We start from the raw sequence: 23,325 nt of genomic DNA, 5'->3' as shown, positions 1-23,325 counted from the left end.
GCGCGGGGAATTGGGCGCTATATAGGCAGCGCCTGCCCTTGCGCAATTGGAACGAACTTGGCCGACCGTATCTATCTGGATCACGCCGCGACGACGCCGATGACGGAGGCCGCCATGGCCGCCGTGATCGAGGGCATGGCGCGCTGGGCTAATCCGTCTTCGCCACATGCCGAGGGGCGCGCGGCGCGGGCGGCGCTGGAGGGCGCGCGAGCGCGGATCGCCGCCGCTTATGGCTGGGCGCACGCGCTGGTGCTGACCTCGGGGGCGAGCGAATCGCTGCATCTCGCGCTCGTGCGGTCGATGGCGGAGCGGAGGCTGATCACTGCGGTGGAGCACGATTCGGTGCTGCGGCATTCCGAGGGGGCGAAGGTGCTGCCAGTGACTCGCGACGGGATCCTTGATCTCGATGCGTTGCGCGGCGCGCTGGAGGGCGAGGGCCGCGCCCTGCTCTGCGTGCAATGGGCGAATAGCGAGACCGGCGTGCGCCAGCCGATCGCGGCGATCGCCGCGATCGTCCACGCGGCGGGCGGCATTCTGCTCGTTGACGCCGCGCAGATGCCGGCGCGGGCGGACGAGGCGGTGCTGCGTCATGCCGATCTGGTCGCGATCTCCGCGCACAAGCGCGGCGGGCCGCCGGGGATCGGCGCGCTGCTGGTGCGCGATTTCGGCGTGCTGCTGCCGATGGGCGGGCAGGAGAAGGGGTATCGTGCGGGGACCGAGAATCTTCCGGGCGCGCTCGGCTATGCGGTGGCGGTTGGCGAGCCTGAGGATCTGACGCGGGTGACGCAGCTGCGCGGCGGCCTGGAGGCGGCGATTCGCAGTGCCGGGGGCGAAGTGGTCGGCGAGGGCAGTCCGCGCAGCCCGACGATCGGGGCGTATCGCATGCCGGGCGTCTCGTCGGCGGCGCAGCTGATTCGGTTCGATCTGGGCGGGATTTCGGTTTCCGCCGGCAGCGCCTGCTCGTCGGGGAGCCTGCGGCCAAGCCATGTGCTGGCCGCGATGGGCTGGCACGAGCCCGAACTGCGCGAGGTGGTGCGGGTGAGTTTCGGGCGGACCACGACCGAGGCGGAGGTGCACCGCTTCGCCGAGGTCTGGCGCGGGATTGCCGATGAAGCGCGGGCGCGCGCGGCATGACCTATCTCGATTATCAGGCGACCACGCCGCTCGCGTCGGAAGCGCTCGCCGCGATGCTGCCCTGGCTCGAAAGCCAGCATGCCAATCCGCACTCCGCCCATGCGGCGGGGCGAGCGGCAAAGGCAGTGGTGGAAGTGGCGCGCGATGAGATCGCGGGGCTGATGCCCGAGGGCGGCCGCGTGAGCTTCACCAGCGGCGCGACCGAGGCTCTCAACTGGGCAATCAAGGGCAGCACCGGCGCAATCGTTACCCTCGTGACCGAGCATGCGGCGGTGCTCGACACCGTGACGGCCGAGGCGCGCAAGGGGCGCGAGGTGACGGTATTGCCGGTGGGCAGCGATGGCCTAGTCGATCTCGCGGCGGCGCGGGCGGCGATCGGAACGGGAACCGGACTGGTCGCCGCGATGCTGGTCAACAACGAGATCGGCGTGGTTCAGCCGATCGAGCAATTGGCCGAGCTGGCCAGGGCGGCGGGTGCGCTGTTCCTGTGCGACGCGGTGCAAGGCTATGGGCGCGTGCTGATTCCGGAGAGCTGCGACCTCGTCGCGGTATCGGCGCACAAGATCCATGGGCCCAAGGGCGTCGGCGCCTTGTGGATCCGCGACGGAGTGACACTCGAGCCGCTGCTCCACGGCGGCGGACAGGAGCCGGGCGGGCGATCGGGGACGCTGTCGCCGGCTTTGTGCGCGGGCTTCGGCGCGGCGGCGCGGCTGGCCAAGCAACGCTTCGGGGCCGACCACGCCCATGGCGAGCAGCTGTTCCGTGCCGCGCTGGCGCATGTCGGCGCGGACTGGACGCTCAACGGCTCGCAGGGCGAGCGTTACCACGGCAATCTCAACCTGCGCCGCGCCGGGCTCGATGTCGCGCGGCTGATGTCGGACCTGCGTGACATCGCCTTTTCAGCAGGCTCGGCGTGCGCGAGCGGATCGGGCCGGCCGAGCCATGTGCTGCGCGCGATCGGACTGAGCGACGCCGAGGCGCGCGCGAGCATCCGGGTCGGCTTCGGGCGCTACACCAGCGAGGAAGCGCTGATCGAGGCGCTCGGGCGCATCGATACCGCAGCGCGCGCCCAGAAGGTGGCGGCGTGATCCGGGTCCGCTTCGTCGGCGCCGACCAGCGCGAGACGCGCGACGTGGAGGTCGCCGAAGGTGCGATACTGCTCGAGGTCGCACAGAATGCCGGCCAGCCGCTGGAGGGCACGTGCGAGGGGCAGATGTCCTGCTCCACCTGCCATGTCATCGTCGATGCCGAGGATTTCGCCCGCCTGCCGCGCGCGAGCGAAGAGGAAGAAGACATGCTCGACCTCGCGGTCGGCGCGACGCGGACCAGCCGACTCGCCTGCCAGATCGTGCTCGACGCAGCGCTGGACGGGATCACCGTGCGAATGCCTTCCGAGCACCGCGACATGCAGGGGCGCTGATTAACCCAGGTTGGAACGGCGTGGACGCGGTGTCGTTTGAGCACGATGCCGAAGCAGACGATCCGCCAAGCCTTCTACGTGATCGGCGGCCGTATCTCCGACGCTGGCGCTAACCTTGCCGGGCATCCGATAGCGCAGATCGGGCTCGTATTGTTCTGCCTCGCCTGGTTCACGCTGCCGCTGGGTCGGGATGCGACCGCGGTGCTGTCGGTGCTGGCGATCACGCTAACCCAGATGGTGCTCAACCAGCAGAAACGGCACGAGGCCGCGCTGCATTTCAAGATTGATGAACTGATCCACGCGATCAAGGGCGCCCGCGACGAAGTCATGGGAATCGAAAGCAAGAGCGAGGCCGAACTCGAGGCGCTGCGTCTCACCGGCGACAAGGCCGAGGAGGAACTGGCGCAGCGGCGCGGAAAGAAAGAAAGCGCTCACCACCGATCCCGAAGGGCGGGCGCATTGAGCCGGGGCGGAACCAATGCCGCTGTTTCGGGATTGCAGCGGACGCGGGGATCGATCCCCGCATCGGGAGAGTAAGGCCATGAAGATTCTGACGCTTATCGCCGCCGCCGCCGCGGCGGTGCTGGCGGTGCCCGCCGCGTCTGCGACGACGGTTGCGGCGCCTGCCACCATCACCGCCGCAGCCTTTGCCGCGAGCGCCACTGCGCTTCCGCAGGACGGGCGGCGGTGGGAACGCACCGAACGGCGCACCGAGCGCCGTACTGTTCGCCGTTCGCATCGCCGCGCCCATACGCGGACCGTCTGCACGCGCAAATGGCGAGGCGGTCACCGGGTCCGCGTCTGCCGTAAGGTGCGCTACTACCGCTGACGTTCCGGCGGGAGCGCCCAATCGGGCGCTCCCGCCCTTGCCTCGCGACCACACATCGCCCATATGCGCCGCGGGAGTCGGGCGGACGATGCCGTCGCCAACCCGGTCAGATCCGGAAGGAAGCAGCCGTAACGATTTCGTGTCGGGTCGTTCCGGCTCCCACCTCCTCGCTTTTCGAAACGCGCTGAATCTGCCACATCCTCAGCGGGGGTCGGCATGAGCGAGTTCGAATTCTTCTTCATTGTGTTCGGGCTGCTGCTCGGCCTGACATTGGCCGAGATCGCCCGCAAGTTCACCGATGCGGTCGTCGCGCGCGACACCGTAAAGCTCGGCGTACTGACGCCGATGCTCGCAGCGTTCGTGCTGCTCGACCTCGCCAGTTACTGGCTATGGATCTGGTCGGTGCGCGACCTGATCCGCATCGACTGGCCGACGGTGCTCGGTGGGCTGATCGTCGCGCTTGCTTACTTCTTCGCCGCGGCCAGCGTATTTCCGCGCCGCGAAGGTGCTTGGCCCGTGCTCGACGACTATTATTTCAAGCAGAAGGGGCTGGTGATCGGGGGCGTCATTCTCGCGAATATTCCCGGACTGTTGCTCCAGCTTTCGATTCAGCTTCCGGCGCGCGACGACGTGTGGTTCTTCGTGTGGCAGGGGATGTACTGGACTCCGCTGTTGCTGTTGCTCTTCGTTCGGTCGCGCCGCGCGAACATCTTTTTGCTCGTAATCCTGCTGCTACAATATCTGCTCGTCGCGACCAATGCCTTGCCCAATTCCGAGTGGGGTAATTCGTTCGGCCCGAACGGCGAAGCCGCACGCGCGGCTTCGACAAAGGCCGTCGGCGCGCCTAGATAGTTCGCATAATGTCCGATTCCCTCCTTGGCCTCGACGAACCGCCCCAGCCCAGGCAGGAGGCGTATCGCGTGCTTGCGCGCAAATACCGGCCGCAGACCTTTTCCGAGCTGATCGGGCAGGATGCGATGGTCCAGACTTTGGGCAACGCGATCAAGCGCGACCGGCTGGCGCATGCCTTTCTGCTCACCGGGGTACGCGGGGTCGGCAAGACCTCGACCGCGCGGCTGATCGCCAAGGCGCTCAATTGCATCGGCCCGGACGGGCAGGGTGGTCCGACGATCGATCCGTGCGGGGTGTGCGAACCGTGCCGCGCGATCGCCGAGGGGCGCCATATCGATGTGATCGAGATGGACGCGGCGTCGCATACCGGCATCGATGACATTCGTGAGATCATCGAGGCGTCGCGTTATTCGGCGGTCTCGGCGCGCTACAAGATCTACATCATCGACGAAGTTCATATGCTGTCCAAGGCCGCGTTCAACGGCCTGCTCAAGACGCTCGAGGAGCCGCCGGCGCATGTGAAGTTCCTGTTCGCCACGACCGAAGTGAACAAGGTGCCGGTGACGGTGCTGTCGCGCTGCCAGCGGTTCGATCTGCGGCGGATCCCGGCGGAGATGCTCGCGGGGCATTTCGCGCGGGTGTCCGCGGCCGAAGGAGTCGAGGCAGAGCCCGAGGCGCTGGCATCGATCGCACGCGCGGCCGAGGGATCGGCGCGCGACGGTCTCTCGATCCTCGATCAGGCGATTGCGCATGCAGGGCTGGAAGGCGGCGGAGTGCGCGCCGAGGCTGTGCGCCAGATGCTCGGCCTGTCCGACCGGGGGGCGATCCGTTCGCTGTTCGGGCTGTTGCTCGCCGGTGACGCGCTGGGGGCGCTGGCGGCGCTCCGGGGGCAATATGATCTCGGCGTCGATCCGCAGGCGGTGCTGCGTACCTTGCTCGAGACCGTCCACGGCGTGACCCTGGCGAAGCTCGGCAGCGATGCGACCTCCGGGCAATCGGCTGAGGAAATGAAGGCGCTGGAGGATTGGGCGGCCGGTCTCTCCTTCCCGGCGCTGCATCGGCTGTGGCAATTGCTGCTGCGCGGGCATGATGAAGTCGCCAAGGCGGCGCTGCCGATCGAGGCGTGCGAAATGGCGCTGCTGCGGGTGATCCACGCCTCGCAACTGCCCGATCCGGGCGAGCTGGCGCGCCAGCTGGCGAACGGCAGCGTGAGTGTGTCGGCTGCTGCTGCGCCGGCGAGCACGCCCGCCGAACCGGCGACGCCGGCCAGCATGGCCGAGCTGGTCACCCATCTCGAGACCAACAAGCGTTTCCAGCTGGCGCAGCAAGTGCGGGACTATCTGCGGCCGGTGCGGTTCGACGGCTCCGAATTCGAGTTCGGGGCTGCTCGCGAGCTGCCGCACGACTTCATCAAGGAACTCGGCGCTGCGCTGCGCGAATCGACCGGGGTCAATTGGCGACTCAAATGCGTTGAGGAGGCGGGCGCTCTCACGCTACGCGAGCAGCAGGCGGCGAGCGAGGCAGCCGAGCGCGACGCGGTGCTGGCCTCGCCAGTGGTCGCCGCTGCGATCGAAGCCTTTCCCGATGCCGAGCTGATCGGCTGGACAAATTCACGGAGTAATCAGGCATGAAGAGCCTCGAAGACATCATGGCCATGGCGCAGAACGTCCAGGCCGAGCTCACCAAGGCGCAGGCGACGCTGGACACGATCGAAGTCGAGGGTGCGTCGGGCGGCGGGCTGGTCAAGGTAAGGGCGAGCGCCAAGGGCCGGATCATCGGCGTCGACATCGACGAATCGCTGCTCGCACCGTCCGAAAAGGGCATGCTCGAGGATCTGGTCGCGGCGGCGTTCAACGATGCGCGTGCCAAGGCCGATGCGGCGTCTGCCACGGAAATGTCCAAGATGAGCAGCGGCTTGCCGCTGCCGCCGGGTTTCAAATTGCCCTTCTGATCGGTCGCAAACGGAACAATCGGTCTGGTCTCTCGGTTCGTGCGGTCACGTAACGAGGGAGAGAGTGTGATGGCCGATCGAATCGTAGAGCGAACCGACGGTGTGACTGCCGAGCGGGTTACCGAAACCGATAGCGGACCCAGCACGGTGGTCGTCGAGCGGCGCGGCAGCGGCGCGGGCCTGCTGATCGGGCTTGCGGTGCTGATCCTCGTCGTGGTCGGCGCGCTGTATCTGGTCAACCAGAACAGCCGCGAGAATATCAAGACCGATGCTGTGACCGATGCCGCGAAGAGCGTCGGCGATGCGGCGAAGGACGTCGGCGGCGCCGCGAAGGATGCCGCCAAGAAGGTCGAATAATCAGCGCAGGCAGGCGTCGAGCCCGTCTCCGCGCACGACGGTGATCCGTCGATTGATCGAATTGCCGTAGCGCCGCGTGAAGCCCCGAGGGTCGATCGCGGCGCGTTTTTTTGGCAGCGGCAGCACTGCGGCGATCAAGGCGGCTTCGCGCTGGCTGAGGCGCGAGGCGTCGTGCTTGAAATAGCGCATCGCGCCGGCGTTGACTCCGTAGGTGCCGATCCCGGTCTCGGCGACGTTGAGATAGACCTCCATGATCCGCCGCTTGCTCCAGATATTCTCGATGAGCAGCGTGAAATACGCCTCGAGGCCTTTGCGAAAATAGCCGCCACCCTGCCACAGGAAGACGTTCTTCGCGGTCTGCTGGCTGATCGTCGAGCCGCCGCGGATCCGCTTTTTGCCGGTGGCGTTGCGGGCGGCGGCGGCGGCGATGGCTTTATAGTCGAAGCCGTTGTGCTGGCAGAAGCGCGAATCCTCCGCGGCGATCGCAGCGCGGGCCATGCTCGGGTCGATGCGGTCGAGGCTCATCCAGTGCTTGCTGACCCCGTGGCCGCCGATCACGTCGCCGATCATCGTGAAGGTGATCGGCGGATTGATGAACCGCAAGGCAGCGACCCAGAGCAGCGAGCCAAGGAAGAAGGCCAGGATTACTGTGACGATCCAGCCCAGCACGCGGCGCCTGAGCGATTTGCGCGGGCGCGGCGGCGCGGGTTCGGGCGCGTCGATGCGCGTCGTTACCTGCGGCGCCGTTTCCCGGATCGGATCATGACGTTCATCGCCCATAGAGCGACGATTGGCGGCACGAAAGGATCAACGCAACCGCTTCGTCGTCAATAGGCTGCGAGGAGGCGCTTCTCGCCGGCGAGGCGCATCATCGCCTTTTGCAGCTTCTCGAAGGCGCGGACCTCGATCTGGCGGACGCGCTCGCGCGACACGCCGTAGACCTGCGAGAGCTCCTCGAGCGTCTTGGGATCGTCGGTCAGGCGGCGCTCGGTGAGGATGTGCTTCTCACGCTCGTTGAGATCTTCCATCGCATCCACGAGCATCTCGTGGCGGACGTCGGCCTCCTGCGCCTCGGCAACCGCTTCGTCCTGAAGCTGGCTGTCGTCCTGCAGCCAATCCTGCCACTGGCCGTCGCCATCCTCGCGCATCGGCACGTTGAGCGAAGTGTCTCCGCCCATCGCCATGCGGCGGTTCATCGAAGTGACTTCTTCCTCGGTCACGCCCAGATCGGTGGCGATCTTGGCGAGATGCTCGGGAGACAGATCGCCATCCTCGAACGCATCGAGTTTTGCCTTCATCCGCCTGAGATTGAAGAATAACTTCTTCTGCGCCGCGGTGGTGCCCATCTTGACGAGCGACCAGCTGCGCAGAATGAACTCCTGGATCGAGGCGCGAATCCACCACATGGCGTAGGTCGCCAGGCGGAAGCCGCGATCGGCCTCGAACTTCTTCACGCCCTGCATCAGGCCGATATTGCCCTCCGAAATCAGCTCAGAGACGGGCAGGCCATAGCCGCGATAGCCCATGGCGATCTTGGCCACGAGTCGCAGATGCGAGGTGACCAGCTGCGCCGCCGCATCGGGGTCGCCATGCTCCTCGAAGCGCTTGGCGAGCATATATTCCTGCTCGGGCGCGAGGATCGGAAACTTCTTGATCTCGGACAGATAGCGGTTGAGGCTCGCCTCTCCGCCGAGCGCAGGAATCGTCGCGGGGACGTTGCTGCCATTTGCCATGATCAATCTCCCTTCACTGGGCGCAGTACCGCAAGGTCAGCGCCACGAAAATCATACGATGAGCTTATTGAACAGTTCCTGCATATCCGCAGGTATTTCGCTATCGAATGCCAAAGCGTGGCTTTTCACGGGGTGAATGAACCCGAGATGCGCCGCATGCAAGGCCTGTCGCCGGAAATTCAAGGTTGCCAAAAGTGCACGATGCACCGGCCGCGTGCTGCCATAGACCGGATCGCCGAGCAGAGGATGGCCGATCGATGCCATGTGCACGCGGACCTGATGTGTGCGCCCGGTTTCGAGACGGCATTCGACCAGGGTGGCATCGCGAAGTTGACGAAGTTGACTCCAATGCGTGACTGCGTGCTTTCCCGAACCTTCGCGGACGACTGCCATTTTCTTGCGGTTCGTGGACGATCGCCCCAGCGACGCGCACACTGTACCCGCCGAAGTTGACACTTTCCCGGCGACGATTGCGCGATAGCGCCTGTCGATCGAATGCGCCTTGAATTGCGCGGCGAGTCCGACATGTGCGCGATCGGTCTTGGCAGCAATCATCAGCCCCGACGTGTCCTTGTCGATCCGGTGGACGATACCCGGCCGGGCGACGCCGCCGATCCCCGAGAGCTGCCCGGCGCAATGGTGGAGCAACGCGTTGACCAGAGTGCCGTCGAGATTGCCCGCGGCGGGATGGACGACGAGACCCGCGGGCTTGTCGATCACGATCAGATGCTCGTCTTCGAACGCTACGTTGAGCGCGATGTCCTGCGCTTCATTGTGCGCCGGGGTGGGATCGGGCACCGCAATGCTGAACAATGCGCCGCCGGGCGCCTTTTTTGCGGGATCGCGGGCAAGGCCGTCGGGGCCGGTCACCGCGCCGCTCGCGATCAGCGCTTTCAGCCGTTCGCGCGAAAGCGTCGGAATCGCGTCGGCAAGCGCACGGTCGAGCCGCCAGCCATGCGCGGCCTCCGCAATCCGCGCTTCAAGTGTAGTAACCCCCCGTTCCATTCTGTACGCCTAGATGGGAATGGCGATACGCGTTTCAAGATCTGTACTGATCGGTACACGGCAGATTTCCGCCGATCTGGCACCGCGCGAGGCGTGCGGATTGCTGTTCGGTAGCGCCGAGGCGATCACCGCGATGCAAGCGGTTGAGAATGTGGCCGAAGACCCGACAACGCGCTTCGAGATCGATCCGGCGGCGCTGTTCGCGGCGCTGCGGGCCGAGCGGGCGGGCGGGCCGCGGATCGTGGGTTACTGGCATTCGCATCCGAGCGGTGATGCGACGCCTTCCGCGACCGATGCGGCGATGGCGGCACCGGACGGCAAGCTGTGGCTGATCGTGGCGGGCGAGGCAGTGACGCTGTGGCAAGCGGAGGAGGCCGGCGCGGTGCATGGGCGGTTCGATGCAGTGGCGATCGACCTACATCACGAATAAGGGCATCACGAATAAGGGCCCGGCTGTAACCAGCCGGACCCTTATTCGTTTCGTTCGGCCTCAGAAGCCGTAGGAAAGGCGCAGATAGCCGAACTGCCCGGGAGTGTCGTACGTCGTCGGGTCGTAATTCGCGCTGTCGCACGTGAAGCATTGCGGCGGATCGCGATCGAAGATGTTGTTCACCCCGGCAGTGAGCCGCAGCCGGTGATCCATCCAGCCCGGCGACAGATAGAGCTGGACGTCGCCATAGAACACGCTGCCCATCCGGTGCACCCCGTCACGCTCATCGATGCCGTTGATGTAGCGCCCGGTGAACGAAATCCCGTACGCCGGTGTCGACCAGTCGATCGTGCCGTTGAGCTTGAACTTGGGGTAGGCCTGATCGGGGCTGCCGCGCTCCGTCCCGGCATATTCCTGTGTCGGCGCGTTGAGGTCCGACGGCGGCACGATATTGTACTTGATCAGATGCGCCGCATTGACCGCGAGCCCGACCGTTCCGCCGGCGAACTCGGTCGAGCGGAAATTGACCGTCCAGTCGATTCCCGAAGTCTCGATCGCATTGAGGTTGAGCAGCCGCGCGTTGATTGACGCGACCTGGCCGTTGGCCGTGCGGCGGATCGCCGCGCAGCTCACTGGATCGGCGCTGAAGGCGCAGCGCGACAGGGTGAGCGTCGCCGGCACCGAGTCGATCGCGTTGGTCAGCTTGATGCTGTACCAATTGACTTCGAGGCTCAGCGCACTGGCGAAGCTGCCGGTCGCCCAGCTCGGGCTGTAGACGCCACCGGCGGTCCAGGTCTCCGCGGTCTCGGGCTTGAGCGTGGTGTTGCCCTGCGAGAACACCCCGAGCTGGCCGCCGGTCGGCTCGGCATAGCTGCCATTCGCCGGAACCCCGTTGGCGATGCAATTGGCGCGCACCGTCGCATTGGTCTGGAACGAGCCGCCCGGCGCGCTGGTGCATGGATCGTCGATCGTCGCGTCGAAGCGCGACGGCCCGGCATAGAGCTCGCCGATGCTCGGCGCGCGCAGGCTCTCGGCATAGCCGCCGCGGAACAGCAAGTCGGGCACCGGCTTCCACAGCCCGGAGACAGTGAAGGTGGTGTTGCTGCCGAACGACGAATAATTCGAGTGGCGCGCGGCGCCGTCGAGTTCGAGCAAGTGGAAGAATCCGGTGTTGGCGAGGATCGGCAGGCGGACCTCGCCATACCATTCGTCGACGTTGAACCCGCCGCGCGCCGGGCTGGTCGGCACGTCGGCGCCGAGCCCCGCGACGATCAGCGGATCCGGATCGTAGCTCGCATGCTGGTCGCGATGCTCATAGCCGACCGCGACGCCGATCGGGCCGCCCGGCAAGTCGAACAGTTCGCCCGAAAGGTTGGCCGTGAAGTCCCACAGCCGCTGGCTGCTCTTGTCCCGTTCGTCGAAGGTCACGTAATCGAGCATCGGCTGAGTGATCGAACCGGCGCCGCCGAAGATGTTGAACGGCACGCACGCTCCGGTGCAGTTCGCCACCGGCCCGAGCGCGCGGGCGAGGTTTGCGGCATTGAGGTTGCCGGTGAACACCTGGTGTGCGTCGTTGATCCCGTAGACGCCGTTGATGTCCCAATACCAATTGCGGCTGCCCACAGCGAACGAGCCGTCGAGCGTCACCGTCGCCGACAGCGTGTCGACATCCTGAGTGAACACGCGCTGCCCCCCTTCGACGAAGCGCCGGCGCACCGTCGAATAATTGGCCGGTGTGCCGTCGGCACCCGACGACAAGGTCACCCCGAACGGATTATACGGATTGGTCGCGTCGATCGAAATGGTGTCGAGCAGATTGCCGTTGCCGGCATCGGGCCCGACGAACAGCGGCAGGAACGCCGCCCGGGTTTGCGAATGGCGATGGTTGGCGACCAGCCTGGTGCGTAAATTTACGTTGTCGCTCAGCTCCTGCTTGAAGTTGACGAACGCGCCGTAACGCTCCGACGGAGTCAGCAGATAATTGAGCGGTGCGAAATTGAACGAGTCGGTGGCAGACGAATAATTGCGGTAATCGGCCAGCACCGGCCGCCGCCCGATAACCGGCGCGCGCAGGGTCAGGCTTTGGCCGAGTACGTCATAGCGCCCGTTCGGCGTCGCGCTGGAGCAGCCGCCTGCGGCGCAACTGGTTGCGCCCGGCGTCGGGAATAAGGAGATCGATCGGTCGGCGGTGCTGACGCCTTCCTGCCTGGTGTAATAGCCACCGAACACCAGCGAACTCCCTGTATCGGGCGACTGGATGCCATAGCTCGCTTCGTAATTCTGGGTATGCCCGTCGCCCTCGCGGAACGTGCCGAACTGCGCCGAGGCGCGCAGCCCGACCTGCTTCTGCTTGGTGATGATGTTGACCACCCCGGCGACCGCGTCGGTGCCGTAGAGCGGCGACGCGCCCGACTGGAGCACTTCGACACGCTCGATCATGCTGGTCGGCAGCGCGTTGAGATCGACCGAGGCGGGAATGCCGCCCGCCGCCGAACCGTTGACGTAGCGCAGTCCGTCGACCAGCACGAGCGTGCGCTTTGCGGCGAGATAGCGCAGGTCAATTTCCGCTGATCCCGAGCTGACGCCGGTGCCGTCGGGCGGGCCGCCGATATTGCCGGCGTTGTTGACCTTGGTGTTGAGCCCGCCGCCGGCACTGGGCAGGCGCTGGAGGACGTCGGCGATCGAGCTGAGGCCGGTGCGGGCGATCGACGCTTCGTCGACCGTGACCACGGGCTTATCCTGATCCAGCGGGTTCCGCCGGATGCGCGATCCGGTGACGACAATGTCTTCGGTGGCGGTTTGCCGGTCGGTTTCCGGCTCCGACTGGGCTTGCGCCGGCATCGCGGCCAAAGCCGCGGCGAGCGCCGCTGTCGCTACACCGACATTCTTCCACAAAGTGAATTCTCGCATTGATCGATCCTCCATTGGGGCCGGCCGCGACATCCTCTTTTCGTTTTATGTAACAGTAGAGAAACAAACGTGCGGCGCTTGCGCAATGGGGACGGCGAGCGGTGCGCACGATCCCGGCGGCGGTGTGGCTTTGGAGTTACAAAGATCTGGAGCGCCGAAGACGAGGAGGCACACGGAACGTTTCGCCCCTGCGCCACGTTTGCGTTCCATAACAAAGGGAGTGCTTGTGATGCTCTGGACTATCGCCGTTATCCTGATCATCCTGTGGCTGCTCGGCTTCGCTTTCCATATCGGCAGCGGACTGATCCACATTCTACTGGTCGTCGCTATCATCGTCGGGCTGATCCAGCTCTTCTCGGGCCGCCGCGTCGTTTAGCTACGGGGCAGGGCGCAGCTTGCAGCGGCCTCGCGGCTGCGCCAAAGAGGCGCTGGGGTAACCGGAGCCACATCTTTGAACATCAGCCCGACCGATTTCGCGAGCCTATTATGTTCAAGGCTTTGCCACGACCTGTTGAGCCCGGTTGGCGCGCTCAACAACGGGCTGGAGCTGCTTGCCGACGAGCATGACCCCGAGATGCGCGCGCGGTGCCTCGAACTGCTCAGCGAAAGCGCCAAGGCGAGCGCCAACAAGCTGAAGTTCTTCCGTCTCGCTTTCGGCGCGGCAGGAGGCTTTGGCGAGACCGTGGACACGCGCGAGGCGCAGGCGGCGCTCGAAGGGCTGTTCGGCGACAATCACCGGGTCAAGATCGGCTGGATGGTCGAGGATCCGGTGCTGCCCAAGCATGCGATCAAGGTGTTGCTCAACCTTGCGCTGATCGGCGGCGACGCGTTGATACGTGGCGGCCAGCTCGATATCGGCGCCGAGATCGTCGATGGCTCGATCGAGATCGTGGTGCGCGCCGACGGGCCGCGGATCGTGCTCGATTCCGAGCTGCGCGCTGCCTTGGCGGGCGGGCAGGAAGACATGCCGGTCACGCCGCGCGCCGCGGCGGCTTTCCTCGCGCATGCGCTGGTGGCGCAGGGCGAGGGGACGCTGCAGGTTTCGCCGCCGGATTCAGGCGTGCTGCTGTTCGGCGCGAGCTTCCGGGTCAGCTAAACGCCCTTTTAACCACCGCGCGCGCAGAACGGCCCCGCAATTTGCTCCGGGGCCCCATGGACGACCTGATTCAGGAATTCATCGCCGAGACGCGCGAGACGCTCGAGGCGCTCTCGGGCGAGATCGTCGCGTGGGAAGCGCAGCCCGACGATCGGGCGCGGCTCGATGCGATCTTCCGCTTCGTCCATACCGTCAAAGGCAGCTGCGGCTTTCTCGATCTGCCGCGGCTCGGCCGGCTGAGCCATGCCGCCGAGGATGTGCTGGCGCAGGTCCGCGAGGGCGCGCGCAGCCCGGACCGGCTCTTGGTCAACGCGGTTCTCGCGATCGTCGACCGGATCGGCGAACTGGTCGAGGCGATCGATTCGGGGGCGAGTCTGCCCGATCAAGGCGACGAACTGCTGATCGCGGCGCTGGCCGAGGGTGCCGAGGAAGTCGCGCAGGCGAATGTGCCTGGGCTCCAGCGCGCGCCGGCGCGCAGCGTGCGTTTGAACGTGGATCTGCTCGACCGGATGATGTCGGGGATGTCCGACATGGTGCTGGCGCGCAACGAACTGGCGCGGCGGCTGCGCGGTGGCGACATCGATCCGACGATCGAGGCGGCGCTCGAACGGCTGTCGCTCACCGTCGGCGAGATGCGCGACACCGTCACCCGCACTCGCATGCAGAAGGTCGACGCCTTGTTCTCGGCGTTGCCGCGGATGGTGCGCGATACCGCGGCCGGGCTCGGCAAATCGGTGTCGCTCCACGTCGAGGGTTCGGACGTCGAGCTCGACCGCGAAATGATCGAGATGATGCGCGACCCTTTGGTCCACATCATCCGCAATTCGATCGACCACGGGATCGAATCGCCGGTCGAGCGCCGCGCGGCGGGCAAGCGTGAAAATGGCCGGCTGGTCGTCTCGGCGCGCCAGTCGGGCAACCAGATCATCATCGAGATCACCGACGACGGGCGCGGGATCGACACCGAAAAATTGATCCGCAAGCTCGTGGCCAACGGCCGCGACGAGGCGAAGCTGCGCACATTGTCCGAGCGGGCGAAGCTCGATCTGGTCTTCGAGGCCGGCCTGTCGAGCAAGGACGTGGTCAGCGAAGTCTCGGGCCGCGGGGTGGGGATGGACATCGTCCGCGCCTCGATCGAGCAGATCGGCGGGCGAGTCGACCTCGACAGCGTTCCGGGCAAGGGGCTGCGGCTGGCGATCCATGTGCCGCTGACCCTGTCGATCATCTCGGCGATCGTCGTCGGCGCCGGCGGGCAGCGCTTCGCGATCTCGCGCCAGGCGATCGAGGAGATCGTCACCGACCATGGCGACGCCGTCCGGATCGACACGATCGGTGGCGCGCAAGTGCTCAGCGTACGCGGGCGGCGGATGCCGTTGCTCAACCTGTGCGAAGTGCTCGGCCTGGCCCGTGCCGCGCATAACGGTCCGCGGATGATCTCGATCGTCAATATCGGCGAAGGCAGCTATGCGCTCGCCGCCGACATGGTTCTCGACAACGAGGAACTGGTGATCAAGCCGGCATCGCCGGCGGTGATGTCGACCGGGGTCTATGCCGGGCAGACCTTGCCCGATTCGGGTCTGCCGATGCTGTTGCTCGACTGTGCCGGGATCGCCAATGTCGCGGGGCTTGATTTCAGCCGCGACGATCAGGTCGTGGAGGAAGAGGAAGCGGCCGACGCGGAAACCGGCATTCCGGCGCTGTTGTTCATCGATCTCGATGGCGCACGCCGCGCCGTGCCGCTGGTGGCGGTCGACCGGGTCGAGCAGGTCGACGGCGACAGCGTGCGCTTCGCCGCGGGCCGCTATCGGGTGACGATCGACGGACGCATCCTGCCGCTTGCCGCGCAGGGCGATATCACGGGGCGCAGCAGGCTCAACGTGCTGCGCCTGAAGGACGGGGCGAACGAAGTCAGCTATGCGATCGACGAGGCGCTCGACATCATCACGCTTCCCGAGGAACTGGTCCCCGCCCGCGCGCCGGGACCGATCGCGGGAGTCGCGCTGATCGACGGCGAGCAAGTCGAATTGCTCGATATCCTATGGGTGTTCGACGAGCATGCCGATCGCGAAAGCGAGGCGCACGCGCCGCTCTGTCTGATCGCGGGCGACAAAGACGGCTGGATGGCATCGTTCGTGCGGCCGCTGCTCGAGACCGCGGGCTACCGCGTCGCGACGCAGCTTTCGGCCGGCGAGACGCCTGCGGTGGTTCTCTCGGCCGACGAGGCGCCCGTCGAGATGGCTCCGAAGGCGCCGGTGGTGCGGCTGCGCAACCGCCGCGTGGCGGCCGGCGCGGGCGACGACAGCGTCTATCGCTATGACCGCGCGGGGTTGCTCTCCGCGCTCGAGGCCCGTGTGGCCGGGAAGGGCAGCCGATGACCCATTTGTATCTCATCGCCCAGCTGGCCGGTCGTACCGTCGCGATCGATTCCGACCAGGTCGAATCGGTGGTCGACATCGGTGAGGTCACCCAGGTGCCGCTCGCCTCGCAGCATGTCCGCGGATTGGCGGCGCTGCGCAGCCGGGTGGTGACCGTGGTCGACACCCACACCGCATTGGGGCTCGACAGCTCGAGCGAGGCGCGCCGCGCCGTGATCACGCATGTCGAGGGGCATCATTACGCGCTGCTGGTCGATGCGCTCGACGACGTCGCGCCCTTCGACCTGCTGCCGCTGGCCGGCGGCTTTGCGCTCGACACGGCCTGGCAGCGCGCGGGGCGGGGGATCGTCGAGCGCGACGGCGAGCCGATCCTCGCGATCGATCTGGCGGCCCTTGTGCCCGGCTATTCGACGGCACTGAACTGATTTTGGCCGATTAACGCGGTCCTCACATCTCTGCCGCACTATGATGAAGCAGACGCCTGGCTATCGGGGAACGGGGAACATGAAGACTTGTCTTGTCGTCGACGACTCCAAGGTGATCCGCAAGGTCGCGCGGCACATCCTCGAGACGCTCGACTTTGAAGTGCGCGAGGCCGGCGACGGCCGTGAGGCGCTCGATTCGTGCCTGGCGACGCCGCCCGACGTGATCCTGCTCGACTGGAACATGCCGGTGATGAGCGGGATGGACTTCCTGCGCGCGCTCAAGGATTCGGGGCTCGCCCAGCGCCCCAAGGTGGTGTTCTGCACCACCGAGAACGGTATGGCCTATATCCGCGCCGCGATCGAGGCCGGGGCCGACGAATATGTCATGAAGCCGTTCGATCGCGAGACGCTGGAAAGCAAGCTGCAGATCGTCGGCGTCGCCTGAGCGCGGAGAGCCCGACGTGTCCGTTGCACTGAGTTCCATCCTGCCGGATTCGCGTGGCGCCGCGCCCGCGGCACGGGTGCTGATCGTCGACGATTCGGTCGTCGCGCGGTCGGTGCTCGGACGGATGGTGGACGGCACGAGGCGCTTCCGCGTGGTGGCGGCGCTGAGCGACGTGCGCGCGGCACTCGACTATCTCCAGACCCATCATGTCGACATCGTCCTGCTCGACATCGACATGCCCGGGATCGACGGTCTGACCGCGCTCCCCGACGTCATAGCCGCCGGCAAGGGCGCCAAGGTTCTGATCGTTTCCTCTTCCGCGGACGAAGGCGCCGCAGTGACGGTGCAGGCGCTCGCGCTCGGCGCCGCCGACACCCTGGTCAAACCCGGAATCGGGACTTTTGGGGGCCGTTTCGCCGAAGTGCTCGAGGATCGGCTGTCGAAGTTGATGGACGGGCATGCCGAGCCTTTGCCGCACGCCGCGCCGCGCGCCGGCCCGGTGGCCGCTCCGCATGATTTCGATCTGGTCGCGATTGGTGCCTCGACCGGCGGCATCCATGCGCTGAGCCAGCTCCTGCGTGCGATCCCCGCCAGTTTCCAGATCCCGATTCTCGTCACCCAGCATCTGCCGATCTCGTTCATGGGCTATTTCGCCGCGCAGCTGGCGGTGCTTGGCGGGCGGCCGTGCGAAGTGGCGAGCGAGCGCATGCGCGTGCGGCCGGGCCGGATCATCGTCGCACCCGGCGACGCGCACATGCGCGTAGTGAAGATGTCCGAGGGCTGGTCGATCCGGTTGAGCGACGAGAAGTCGCTGAGCGGCTGCATGCCCTCGGTCGACCCGATGTTCGAATCGATCGCCGAAGTGTTCGGCAAGCGCGCGCTCGGCGTGGTGCTCAGCGGGATGGGCCGCGACGGCGCCGAAGGCGCGCGGCACCTGGTCGAAGCGGGCGGGCGCATTCTCGTGCAGGATCGCGAGAGCTCGACGATCTGGGGGATGCCCGGCGCGGTGGCCAATGCCGGCCATGCCAGCGCGATCCTGCCGCCCGACGAGATCGGCCGGCTGGTCGCGTGGCAGGGGAGGGCATGATGCACTTTCCGGGAACGACACCGGCGGCTTCGTCGAGCGCGATGAACATCATATCGGCGCTGCTCGAACAGCGCACCGGGCAGCAGATCGCCGCGAATCGGGCGTGGCGCATCGAGACGGCGCTCAAGCCGCTGCTGCGCGAAAAGGGACTCGCGTCGCTCGATCAGCTGGTTGCCCAGCTCGTCGCGACGCGGACAGGGGAGTTGGGGGATCAGGTCGTGGATGCGCTGTTGAACCAGGAGACGAGCTTCTTCCGCGATGCGGCAGTGCTCGACATGATTGCGGACGCCACCAAGGCGATGCAGGCCGAGATGGGTGGACGCAAAGTCCGCATCTGGTCTTCGGGCTGCTCGACCGGGCAGGAACCGCTGAGCCTCGCGATGCTGTTCGATGAGCGCGGCATGGGCGAAGGCGCGAGCGCGCCCGAGATCGTCGCGACCGACGTTTCCCCGGCCGCGCTGACTCGCGCCCGTGCCGGCCATTTTTCGCAGTTCGAGATCCAGCGCGGGCTTCCGGTCCGACGGATGATGACGTGGTTCGACGGCAATGGCGGCGATTGGGCCGCCAAACCCGAGCTGCTGCGCCGGATTCAGTTCCGCCAGCACAACCTCACTGCCGACGCGCCGCCGCCGGGCAAGTTCGACGTCGTGCTGTGCCGCAACGTGATGCTCTATTTCTCGCAGGACGTGCGTCGCGATGTGTTCGCGATCCTCGCCGCCGGGATCCGGCCCGGCGGGCTGCTGGTGCTGGGTGCCGGCGAGACAGTGATCGGGCTGACCGACCGGTTCCGCCCGTGCGATCAGTTTCGCGGCGCTTATCGCGCCGTCGAACCGATACCGGCCAAGCGCGCGGCTTTCGGCTGATCGGGCTCTTGCCGGGGGTGCGCTTGCGCTCGTACGGTCGCCCGCGATGACCACTGGCCTCCAGATCACCGACGCACCGTCGCCCAATTTCGACGCGCGCGAGCTGCCCATTTCGATGATCGTGCTGCATTATACCGGCATGGAGAGCGCGCAGGCGGCGATCGACCGGCTGCGCGATCCCGAAGCCAAGGTATCGGCGCATTATCTGGTCGACGAGGATGGCAGTATCCTGCGGCTGGTCGACGAGCGCCATCGCGCGTGGCACGCCGGACGTTCGCATTGGCGGGGGGTGACCGACGTCAATTCGGCGTCGATCGGGATCGAGATCGTCAATCCGGGGCACGAATTCGGCTATCGGCCCTTCACCGCGGCGCAGATGGGGTCGCTGATCCCGCTGGTTGCCGAGATCAAGGAGCGCCACGGCATCACGCGCGGCAACGTCGTCGGCCATTCGGACGTGGCACCGACGCGCAAGCAGGATCCGGGTGAATTGTTCAACTGGCATGCGCTGGCCCGGCTGCGGCTCGCGCTGCCGCGGCCGACGAAGGGCCTCGTCGATCCCGGCTGGCCCGATGCCGGGTTCATGCTCGCGCTCGAGCGCTTCGGCTATGATGTGACCGACCGCGAGGCCGCAGTGACCGCGTTCCAGCGGCGCTTCCGGCCCGAATTGGTCGATGGCGAGATCGACATGGAATGCCGCTGCATCCTGCTGGCGCTGCTGCTGCCCAAGCCGCAGGGGGACGATTGAGTTAGCTGCACGAAAAAGAAGGTGTGCGGCGGATTCACTCTTTCCGGCAATTCCGCGGCAGCGACCAGGTCGCTACGGTGCAAGATCGGAGACAGATTCAATGCTCAATGGTAGCGGAATGGCCCGGATGGGCCCGGTGCAGGTGCGGCTCAGCGGCGTGGTGAAGGTCGACGAGAACGATCACGAAGTGCCGTCGGTCAATGCGCCGACCGTCGCTGAGGCGACGGCGTTGCTCGATCGTACTGCAAGGGTGAATGGCGCGGACGGGGTGATCCAGGTCGGCTCGGACTATCACCGCATCACGATCGGGCGCGGGCCGCTTTCGACGCAGACACTGATCGCAGTGCAGGCCTGGGGCACGGCGGTGAAGGCGGCCGAGGCCGTGGCGGAGGAGCCCGAGGCTCCGGCCGAGGAGCCAGACGCGGCATAAGCCTTGCGCGGCGACCGCAGGGCGCTAGAGCGGTTGGGCCAGAGGGTCGGGCGGCCGCGTCGATGCGCAAGCATCGCCGAGGAAAGTCCGGGCTCCACGGAACCACGGTGCCGGGTAACGCCCGGCGGGCCAGCTTGCTGGTTTAGGGAAAGTGCCACAGAGAGCAGACCGCCCACTGGTCTTTCGAGACTAAGGGCAAGGGTGAAAGGGTGCGGCAAGAGCGCACCGCGCGACCGGCAACGGAAGCGGCACGGCAAACCCCACCGGGAGCAAGACCGAATAGGGGCGGCATATGGGCCTGGTTCCGGCCCGTCGCCCGGGTTGGTTGCTTGAGCGGCGGAGCAATCCGTCGCCTAGAGGAATGGTCGCACATCGCGTTTCGGCGCGAGGACAGAACCCGGCTTATAGACCCTCTGGCAAATTTTGAGCGCAGTGCTCCTGCTTTCGCGGGAGCACTGCGGCTTTGACGGGTAGCCTTTGCGGCTCGGCCATCCTATCTGCCCCACATGGCACGCGCGACACGATCTTCCGATTGGGGCTTCCCGCGCTGGCGCGCTTATGGCGCCGAGCGCGAGGCCGTGAAGGTACGGTTGTGCGATCGTCACGGCTGCGAGGCGCCCGGCGACCGACCCGCGCCCAAATCGCCCAACAGCCCCGAGCGCTGGTATTTCTGCGAGACGCATGCGGGCGAATATAATCGCAACTGGAATTACTTCGAAGGCCTGACCGCGGAGGAAGCCGCGCAGCGCGAATCCGACGAACGGCGCGATGCGGGCGACTTTTCGGAATCGAAACACAATAGCTGGGCCGGGCCGGGGGACGGCACCCGCTCGCGCGACGAGATCCGCGCGCTCGAATTGCTCGATCTCGAGGTGGATTCGGATTTCGAGGCGGTGCGGATGGCGTGGCGCCGGCTCGCCAAGTCGAATCATCCCGATGTGAAGCCCGGCGACGCAGACGCTGCCAAGCGCTTCCAGGCGATCCAGGCGGCGTATGACGTGCTCAAGACCGCCGAAGAGCGGCGGACGTGGAAGCCCGATTGAAGGCGAGCGTTCGCTCCAGCTGGTCCAATGCCGTTCTGGTCTGCGCGAAATGTTCGAAGAAGCTGGAAGGCGGCTTCGGGCCCAGGGGCAAGACGCCGCTCGCCAAGGCCCTGCGGAAGCATCTCGGGCTGAAAAAGGGCCGCAAGGGCGCGGCGGGGATCGTCGAGGTCAAGTGCCTCGGGGTTTGCCCACGCGGCGCGGTGACGGTGGTCAATGGCTCGGCGTCGCGTGAATGGTTGCTGGTGCCCGAGGGGGCCGATCTGGATGTGGTGGCGGGGGAGCTGGGGCTTCTTCCCGATCGTCATCCCGACGAATGCCGGGATCTCGTGCCGAATTGCGCCTCCGCCTGAGATCCCGGCTTTCGCCGGGATGACGATTATGTCGCGTACCGGCCGGCCGTCTCACGGATCAGCGCGATCATGTTGGGGATGCCCTGCGTGCGGTTCGAGCTGAGCTGATTGCGCAGGTCGAACGGGGCGAGCGCGGCTTCGACGTCGGTGGCGAGGATCTCGGCCGGGCTGCGGTCCTGCACGGCCAACAATACCAGGGCGATGATGCCCTTGGTGATCGCCGCATTCGAGTCCGCGAGGAAGTGGAGCGTGCCGTCGTCGCGGCTTGTGGGATAGACCCAGACTGCGGCCGAGCAGCCGCGGACGAGAGTTGCGTCGGTCTTGAGCGGCTCGGGCATCGGCTCGAGCGACCGGCCCAGATCGATCAGCAGGCGGTAGCGATCGTCGGCGTCGAGGAATTCATATTCGTCCTGGAGGTCGGCGAGGCTGGGCATGCCGACCCGCTAGCCGGGTGGACCCTAGAGGTCCACCCCGGCGGCGATCGCTTCGAGCTTGCGGATGCGTTCCTTGAGGTCTGCGATCTCGATGCGCGAGGCGGCGGAGGGCATGGCCAGTTCGGCCTGCGCCCCGGCCCCACGGTACTCGGCGAGTTCCTGGCGCTTGAGCGCCAGCCAGCCGCGCCAGCCCGAGAGGCCCGCTGCGGTCACCATCGCTACGCCGGCGAGGCCAGAGACCGAGAGGGTGATGTAGAGATTGGGGTCGACGGTCATTGCTTGCCTCCCTGATCTGGAGTTTGCGGCGCCTCAGGCGCCCTGTTGCTGCTGGCGGGCCAGCTTTTCCGCGCGGCGGACGGGGCGGTCCCGGGCTTCGGCGAGGGCCATAGCTCCCCCGCACAGTGCGGTCAGCACTGCGAACACGACGATGATCATTTTACTGGTCCTTGGATGTAGCCGCGCGTCGCGCAGCGGGGCTTAATTGAGCGGCGCGTCGCGCAGCTGTTCGATTTCATCCGCGAGCTCGATGCCGCGGTCGGTGACGATCCGTTCCAGAACCCGGACCCTTTGCTCGAGCCGCTCGGTCTGGGCGGCATATTGGGCGGCCTTTTCGGCGACCATGTGCGCCTCGATCTCCATCTGGCGCTCCTTGAGCTTGAACCAGGGCTTGATGAACACCCCGCCGAGAATGGCGAGCAGGCCGCACGAAATACCCAGGATCGGGATAAGCAGGGGGTTGATCATCAAAGCCTCCTCAGTTGCTCTTGGTGCGTAGCTGCTCGATCTCGCGGTCGAGGCTGTGGGCGCTATCGGTGACGATGCGCTCGACATTGGCCAGGCGGTCCTTGACCGAGCCGAGCTCGGCGCGGAGCTGGGCATTCTCCTGGCTGATCAGCCGGATGCGTTCGACCATCTCGTCGTTCTTCTGCGGGTAGATCGCCTTGCCCCAGCTGTTTTCGAGCGGGTAGCCGTTCTTGATCCTGAGCCATGTGGTGAAGATCCACCCGACGATCCCGAAGGCGCCGAGCAGCATGGCGCCGCCGATCAGGCCGGGAAGGTTCTGCATGAGTAGTGCCTGGTCCATTTGCGGTTCCTTCTCAGCGCAGGGAGTCGATTTCGCGAGCGACGCGCTCCGCGGGGTCAGTGGCGATCCGTTCGAGGACGGCGATCCGTTCCTCGAGCCGGCTGACCTGGCCGGTCAGGCGCTCATTCTCGGTGGAGAGCAGAGCGATCTTGCGGTCAGCGTCGAGATCGCCTGCTGGCTGGCCGCGGCGGTGCCGGCGGCTTTCCTCCATCGGGTATCCGTGCTTGGCGCGAACCCAGGTCTGGAAGGCCTTGGATGCCATGACCGCCGCAACGATCAGCACCGGTACCAGCCAACTCAGTTCCTTCATTGTCTTGCTCCCTT

31 protein-coding genes and 2 other RNA genes are annotated in these 23,325 nt (G+C 66.2%); 23 read left to right on the top strand and 10 right to left on the bottom strand.

Annotated elements, in window-relative coordinates; genetic code table 11:
* Nucleotides 1–57 precede the first annotated feature (57 nt).
* The 10 genes from CVN68_RS07280 (at nucleotide 58) to CVN68_RS07235 (ending at nucleotide 6,543) form a co-directional block, all read left to right on the top strand.
* Entirely contained in the window at nucleotides 58–1,134 is a 1,077-nt protein-coding gene (locus CVN68_RS07280; protein WP_100281602.1) for a cysteine desulfurase family protein, read from the top strand.
* Complete coding sequence (locus CVN68_RS07275; RefSeq protein WP_100281601.1) at nucleotides 1,131–2,222, top strand: cysteine desulfurase family protein; 1,092 nt, start codon at nucleotides 1,131–1,133, stop codon at nucleotides 2,220–2,222. The genes CVN68_RS07280 and CVN68_RS07275 overlap by 4 nt, the downstream gene beginning before the upstream one ends.
* Nucleotides 2,219–2,554: a 2Fe-2S iron-sulfur cluster-binding protein gene (locus tag CVN68_RS07270; protein ID WP_100281600.1), complete on the top strand. Its 336-nt coding sequence runs from the start codon at nucleotides 2,219–2,221 to the stop codon at nucleotides 2,552–2,554. The genes CVN68_RS07275 and CVN68_RS07270 overlap by 4 nt, the downstream gene beginning before the upstream one ends.
* Nucleotides 2,555–2,599: 45 nt before the next feature.
* Nucleotides 2,600–3,091, top strand: a complete 492-nt coding sequence (locus CVN68_RS07265) for a low affinity iron permease family protein (protein WP_100281599.1) — start codon at nucleotides 2,600–2,602, stop codon at nucleotides 3,089–3,091.
* Nucleotides 3,092–3,095: 4 nt separating this feature from the next.
* The gene (locus tag CVN68_RS07260) at nucleotides 3,096–3,383 is read left to right on the top strand and encodes a hypothetical protein (protein ID WP_100281598.1); all 288 of its coding nucleotides are present in this window, start codon (nucleotides 3,096–3,098) and stop codon (nucleotides 3,381–3,383) included.
* Nucleotides 3,384–3,452: 69 nt separating this feature from the next.
* An RNA gene (ffs, locus tag CVN68_RS07255) (signal recognition particle sRNA small type) lies at nucleotides 3,453–3,550 on the top strand.
* Between the two features lie 49 nt (nucleotides 3,551–3,599).
* Nucleotides 3,600–4,235 carry a hypothetical protein gene (locus CVN68_RS07250; RefSeq protein WP_100281597.1) on the top strand — a complete coding sequence of 212 codons (636 nt, stop codon included), beginning with the start codon at nucleotides 3,600–3,602 and terminating at the stop codon, nucleotides 4,233–4,235.
* Between the two features lie 8 nt (nucleotides 4,236–4,243).
* Nucleotides 4,244–5,866 (top strand): DNA polymerase III subunit gamma/tau, encoded by a 1,623-nt coding sequence (locus CVN68_RS07245; RefSeq protein ID WP_100281596.1) that lies wholly within the window; start codon nucleotides 4,244–4,246, stop codon nucleotides 5,864–5,866.
* The gene (locus tag CVN68_RS07240) at nucleotides 5,863–6,186 is read left to right on the top strand and encodes a YbaB/EbfC family nucleoid-associated protein (protein ID WP_100281595.1); all 324 of its coding nucleotides are present in this window, start codon (nucleotides 5,863–5,865) and stop codon (nucleotides 6,184–6,186) included. Before CVN68_RS07245 ends, CVN68_RS07240 begins: the two co-directional genes overlap by 4 nt.
* Before the next feature lie 69 nt (nucleotides 6,187–6,255).
* Complete coding sequence (locus tag CVN68_RS07235) at nucleotides 6,256–6,543, top strand: hypothetical protein (protein WP_100281594.1); 288 nt, start codon at nucleotides 6,256–6,258, stop codon at nucleotides 6,541–6,543.
* Here CVN68_RS07235 and mtgA read toward each other — a convergent pair whose 3' ends face one another.
* From mtgA to CVN68_RS07220, 3 genes are read right to left on the bottom strand one after another with little or no spacing between them, the layout of a single operon-like run.
* Nucleotides 6,544–7,323, bottom strand: a complete 780-nt coding sequence (gene mtgA / locus CVN68_RS07230; RefSeq protein ID WP_100281593.1) for a monofunctional biosynthetic peptidoglycan transglycosylase — start codon at nucleotides 7,321–7,323, stop codon at nucleotides 6,544–6,546. It lies immediately after the preceding gene.
* A gap of 47 nt (nucleotides 7,324–7,370) precedes the next feature.
* Nucleotides 7,371–8,276: an RNA polymerase sigma factor RpoH gene (gene rpoH, locus CVN68_RS07225; RefSeq protein WP_100281592.1), complete on the bottom strand. Its 906-nt coding sequence runs from the start codon at nucleotides 8,274–8,276 to the stop codon at nucleotides 7,371–7,373.
* A 51-nt stretch (nucleotides 8,277–8,327) separates the two neighbouring features.
* Nucleotides 8,328–9,281, bottom strand: coding sequence for an RluA family pseudouridine synthase (locus tag CVN68_RS07220; RefSeq protein WP_100281591.1), 954 nt, complete (start codon nucleotides 9,279–9,281; stop codon nucleotides 8,328–8,330).
* A 100-nt stretch (nucleotides 9,282–9,381) separates the two neighbouring features.
* Here CVN68_RS07220 and CVN68_RS07215 point away from each other — a divergent pair, with 100 nt between their 5' ends.
* Complete coding sequence (locus CVN68_RS07215) at nucleotides 9,382–9,711, top strand: M67 family metallopeptidase (protein ID WP_324871461.1); 330 nt, start codon at nucleotides 9,382–9,384, stop codon at nucleotides 9,709–9,711.
* A gap of 60 nt (nucleotides 9,712–9,771) precedes the next feature.
* On the opposite strand, the gene CVN68_RS07210 is transcribed toward CVN68_RS07215, so the two are convergent.
* Nucleotides 9,772–12,621 (bottom strand): TonB-dependent receptor domain-containing protein, encoded by a 2,850-nt coding sequence (locus tag CVN68_RS07210; RefSeq protein WP_100281589.1) that lies wholly within the window; start codon nucleotides 12,619–12,621, stop codon nucleotides 9,772–9,774.
* A gap of 229 nt (nucleotides 12,622–12,850) precedes the next feature.
* Here CVN68_RS07210 and CVN68_RS23100 point away from each other — a divergent pair, with 229 nt between their 5' ends.
* The 12 genes from CVN68_RS23100 to CVN68_RS07155 all read left to right on the top strand — a co-directional run bounded on the left by CVN68_RS23100 (nucleotide 12,851) and on the right by CVN68_RS07155 (nucleotide 21,483).
* Nucleotides 12,851–12,997, top strand: coding sequence for a lmo0937 family membrane protein (locus CVN68_RS23100; protein WP_158298777.1), 147 nt, complete (start codon nucleotides 12,851–12,853; stop codon nucleotides 12,995–12,997).
* 75 nt (nucleotides 12,998–13,072) lie between these two features.
* Nucleotides 13,073–13,717 (top strand): histidine phosphotransferase family protein, encoded by a 645-nt coding sequence (locus CVN68_RS07205; protein ID WP_100281588.1) that lies wholly within the window; start codon nucleotides 13,073–13,075, stop codon nucleotides 13,715–13,717.
* 56 nt (nucleotides 13,718–13,773) lie between these two features.
* The gene (locus CVN68_RS07200) at nucleotides 13,774–16,092 is read left to right on the top strand and encodes a chemotaxis protein CheA (protein ID WP_100281587.1); all 2,319 of its coding nucleotides are present in this window, start codon (nucleotides 13,774–13,776) and stop codon (nucleotides 16,090–16,092) included.
* Complete coding sequence (locus CVN68_RS07195; RefSeq protein ID WP_100281586.1) at nucleotides 16,089–16,517, top strand: chemotaxis protein CheW; 429 nt, start codon at nucleotides 16,089–16,091, stop codon at nucleotides 16,515–16,517. The genes CVN68_RS07200 and CVN68_RS07195 overlap by 4 nt, the downstream gene beginning before the upstream one ends.
* Before the next feature lie 79 nt (nucleotides 16,518–16,596).
* Entirely contained in the window at nucleotides 16,597–16,962 is a 366-nt protein-coding gene (locus CVN68_RS07190) for a response regulator (RefSeq protein ID WP_100284271.1), read from the top strand.
* A 76-nt stretch (nucleotides 16,963–17,038) separates the two neighbouring features.
* Nucleotides 17,039–18,049 (top strand): chemotaxis protein CheB, encoded by a 1,011-nt coding sequence (locus CVN68_RS07185; protein ID WP_100281585.1) that lies wholly within the window; start codon nucleotides 17,039–17,041, stop codon nucleotides 18,047–18,049.
* The gene (locus tag CVN68_RS07180; RefSeq protein ID WP_233503619.1) at nucleotides 18,049–18,912 is read left to right on the top strand and encodes a CheR family methyltransferase; all 864 of its coding nucleotides are present in this window, start codon (nucleotides 18,049–18,051) and stop codon (nucleotides 18,910–18,912) included. The genes CVN68_RS07185 and CVN68_RS07180 overlap by 1 nt, the downstream gene beginning before the upstream one ends.
* A 46-nt stretch (nucleotides 18,913–18,958) precedes the next feature.
* Complete coding sequence (locus CVN68_RS07175) at nucleotides 18,959–19,660, top strand: N-acetylmuramoyl-L-alanine amidase (protein WP_100281583.1); 702 nt, start codon at nucleotides 18,959–18,961, stop codon at nucleotides 19,658–19,660.
* A 100-nt stretch (nucleotides 19,661–19,760) separates the two neighbouring features.
* Nucleotides 19,761–20,090 carry a hypothetical protein gene (locus CVN68_RS07170; protein WP_158298776.1) on the top strand — a complete coding sequence of 110 codons (330 nt, stop codon included), beginning with the start codon at nucleotides 19,761–19,763 and terminating at the stop codon, nucleotides 20,088–20,090.
* A 38-nt stretch (nucleotides 20,091–20,128) separates the two neighbouring features.
* Nucleotides 20,129–20,511, top strand: an RNA gene (gene rnpB / locus CVN68_RS07165) — RNase P RNA component class A.
* An 85-nt stretch (nucleotides 20,512–20,596) separates the two neighbouring features.
* Complete coding sequence (locus CVN68_RS07160) at nucleotides 20,597–21,133, top strand: J domain-containing protein (RefSeq protein WP_100281581.1); 537 nt, start codon at nucleotides 20,597–20,599, stop codon at nucleotides 21,131–21,133.
* A complete protein-coding gene (locus CVN68_RS07155) occupies nucleotides 21,130–21,483 on the top strand; it encodes an NADH-quinone oxidoreductase subunit NuoE family protein (RefSeq protein WP_100284270.1) in 354 nt (117 codons plus the stop codon). Before CVN68_RS07160 ends, CVN68_RS07155 begins: the two co-directional genes overlap by 4 nt.
* 26 nt (nucleotides 21,484–21,509) lie before the next feature.
* Here the strand turns inward: CVN68_RS07155 and CVN68_RS07150 are convergent, their stop codons facing one another.
* Genes CVN68_RS07150 through CVN68_RS07130 form a run of 6 tightly spaced genes read right to left on the bottom strand, consistent with a single transcriptional unit; the run spans nucleotide 21,510 to nucleotide 23,302 of the window.
* The gene (locus CVN68_RS07150; RefSeq protein ID WP_100281580.1) at nucleotides 21,510–21,917 is read right to left on the bottom strand and encodes a SufE family protein; all 408 of its coding nucleotides are present in this window, start codon (nucleotides 21,915–21,917) and stop codon (nucleotides 21,510–21,512) included.
* Nucleotides 21,918–21,941: 24 nt separating this feature from the next.
* The gene (locus CVN68_RS07145) at nucleotides 21,942–22,193 is read right to left on the bottom strand and encodes a hypothetical protein (protein WP_100281579.1); all 252 of its coding nucleotides are present in this window, start codon (nucleotides 22,191–22,193) and stop codon (nucleotides 21,942–21,944) included.
* Nucleotides 22,194–22,226: 33 nt separating this feature from the next.
* Nucleotides 22,227–22,352, bottom strand: coding sequence for a hypothetical protein (locus tag CVN68_RS24170; protein WP_267893750.1), 126 nt, complete (start codon nucleotides 22,350–22,352; stop codon nucleotides 22,227–22,229).
* A 42-nt stretch (nucleotides 22,353–22,394) separates the two neighbouring features.
* Nucleotides 22,395–22,661: a hypothetical protein gene (locus CVN68_RS07140; protein ID WP_199560230.1), complete on the bottom strand. Its 267-nt coding sequence runs from the start codon at nucleotides 22,659–22,661 to the stop codon at nucleotides 22,395–22,397.
* A 10-nt stretch (nucleotides 22,662–22,671) separates the two neighbouring features.
* A complete protein-coding gene (locus tag CVN68_RS07135) occupies nucleotides 22,672–22,983 on the bottom strand; it encodes a hypothetical protein (RefSeq protein WP_233503698.1) in 312 nt (103 codons plus the stop codon).
* A 31-nt stretch (nucleotides 22,984–23,014) separates the two neighbouring features.
* Nucleotides 23,015–23,302: a hypothetical protein gene (locus CVN68_RS07130; protein WP_407695548.1), complete on the bottom strand. Its 288-nt coding sequence runs from the start codon at nucleotides 23,300–23,302 to the stop codon at nucleotides 23,015–23,017.
* Nucleotides 23,303–23,325 lie beyond the last annotated feature (23 nt).

Source organism: Sphingomonas psychrotolerans, assembly GCF_002796605.1.
GTDB classification, from domain to species: Bacteria; Pseudomonadota; Alphaproteobacteria; order Sphingomonadales; family Sphingomonadaceae; genus Sphingomonas; species Sphingomonas psychrotolerans.
This window is presented reverse-complemented; position numbering and strand designations above follow the sequence as displayed.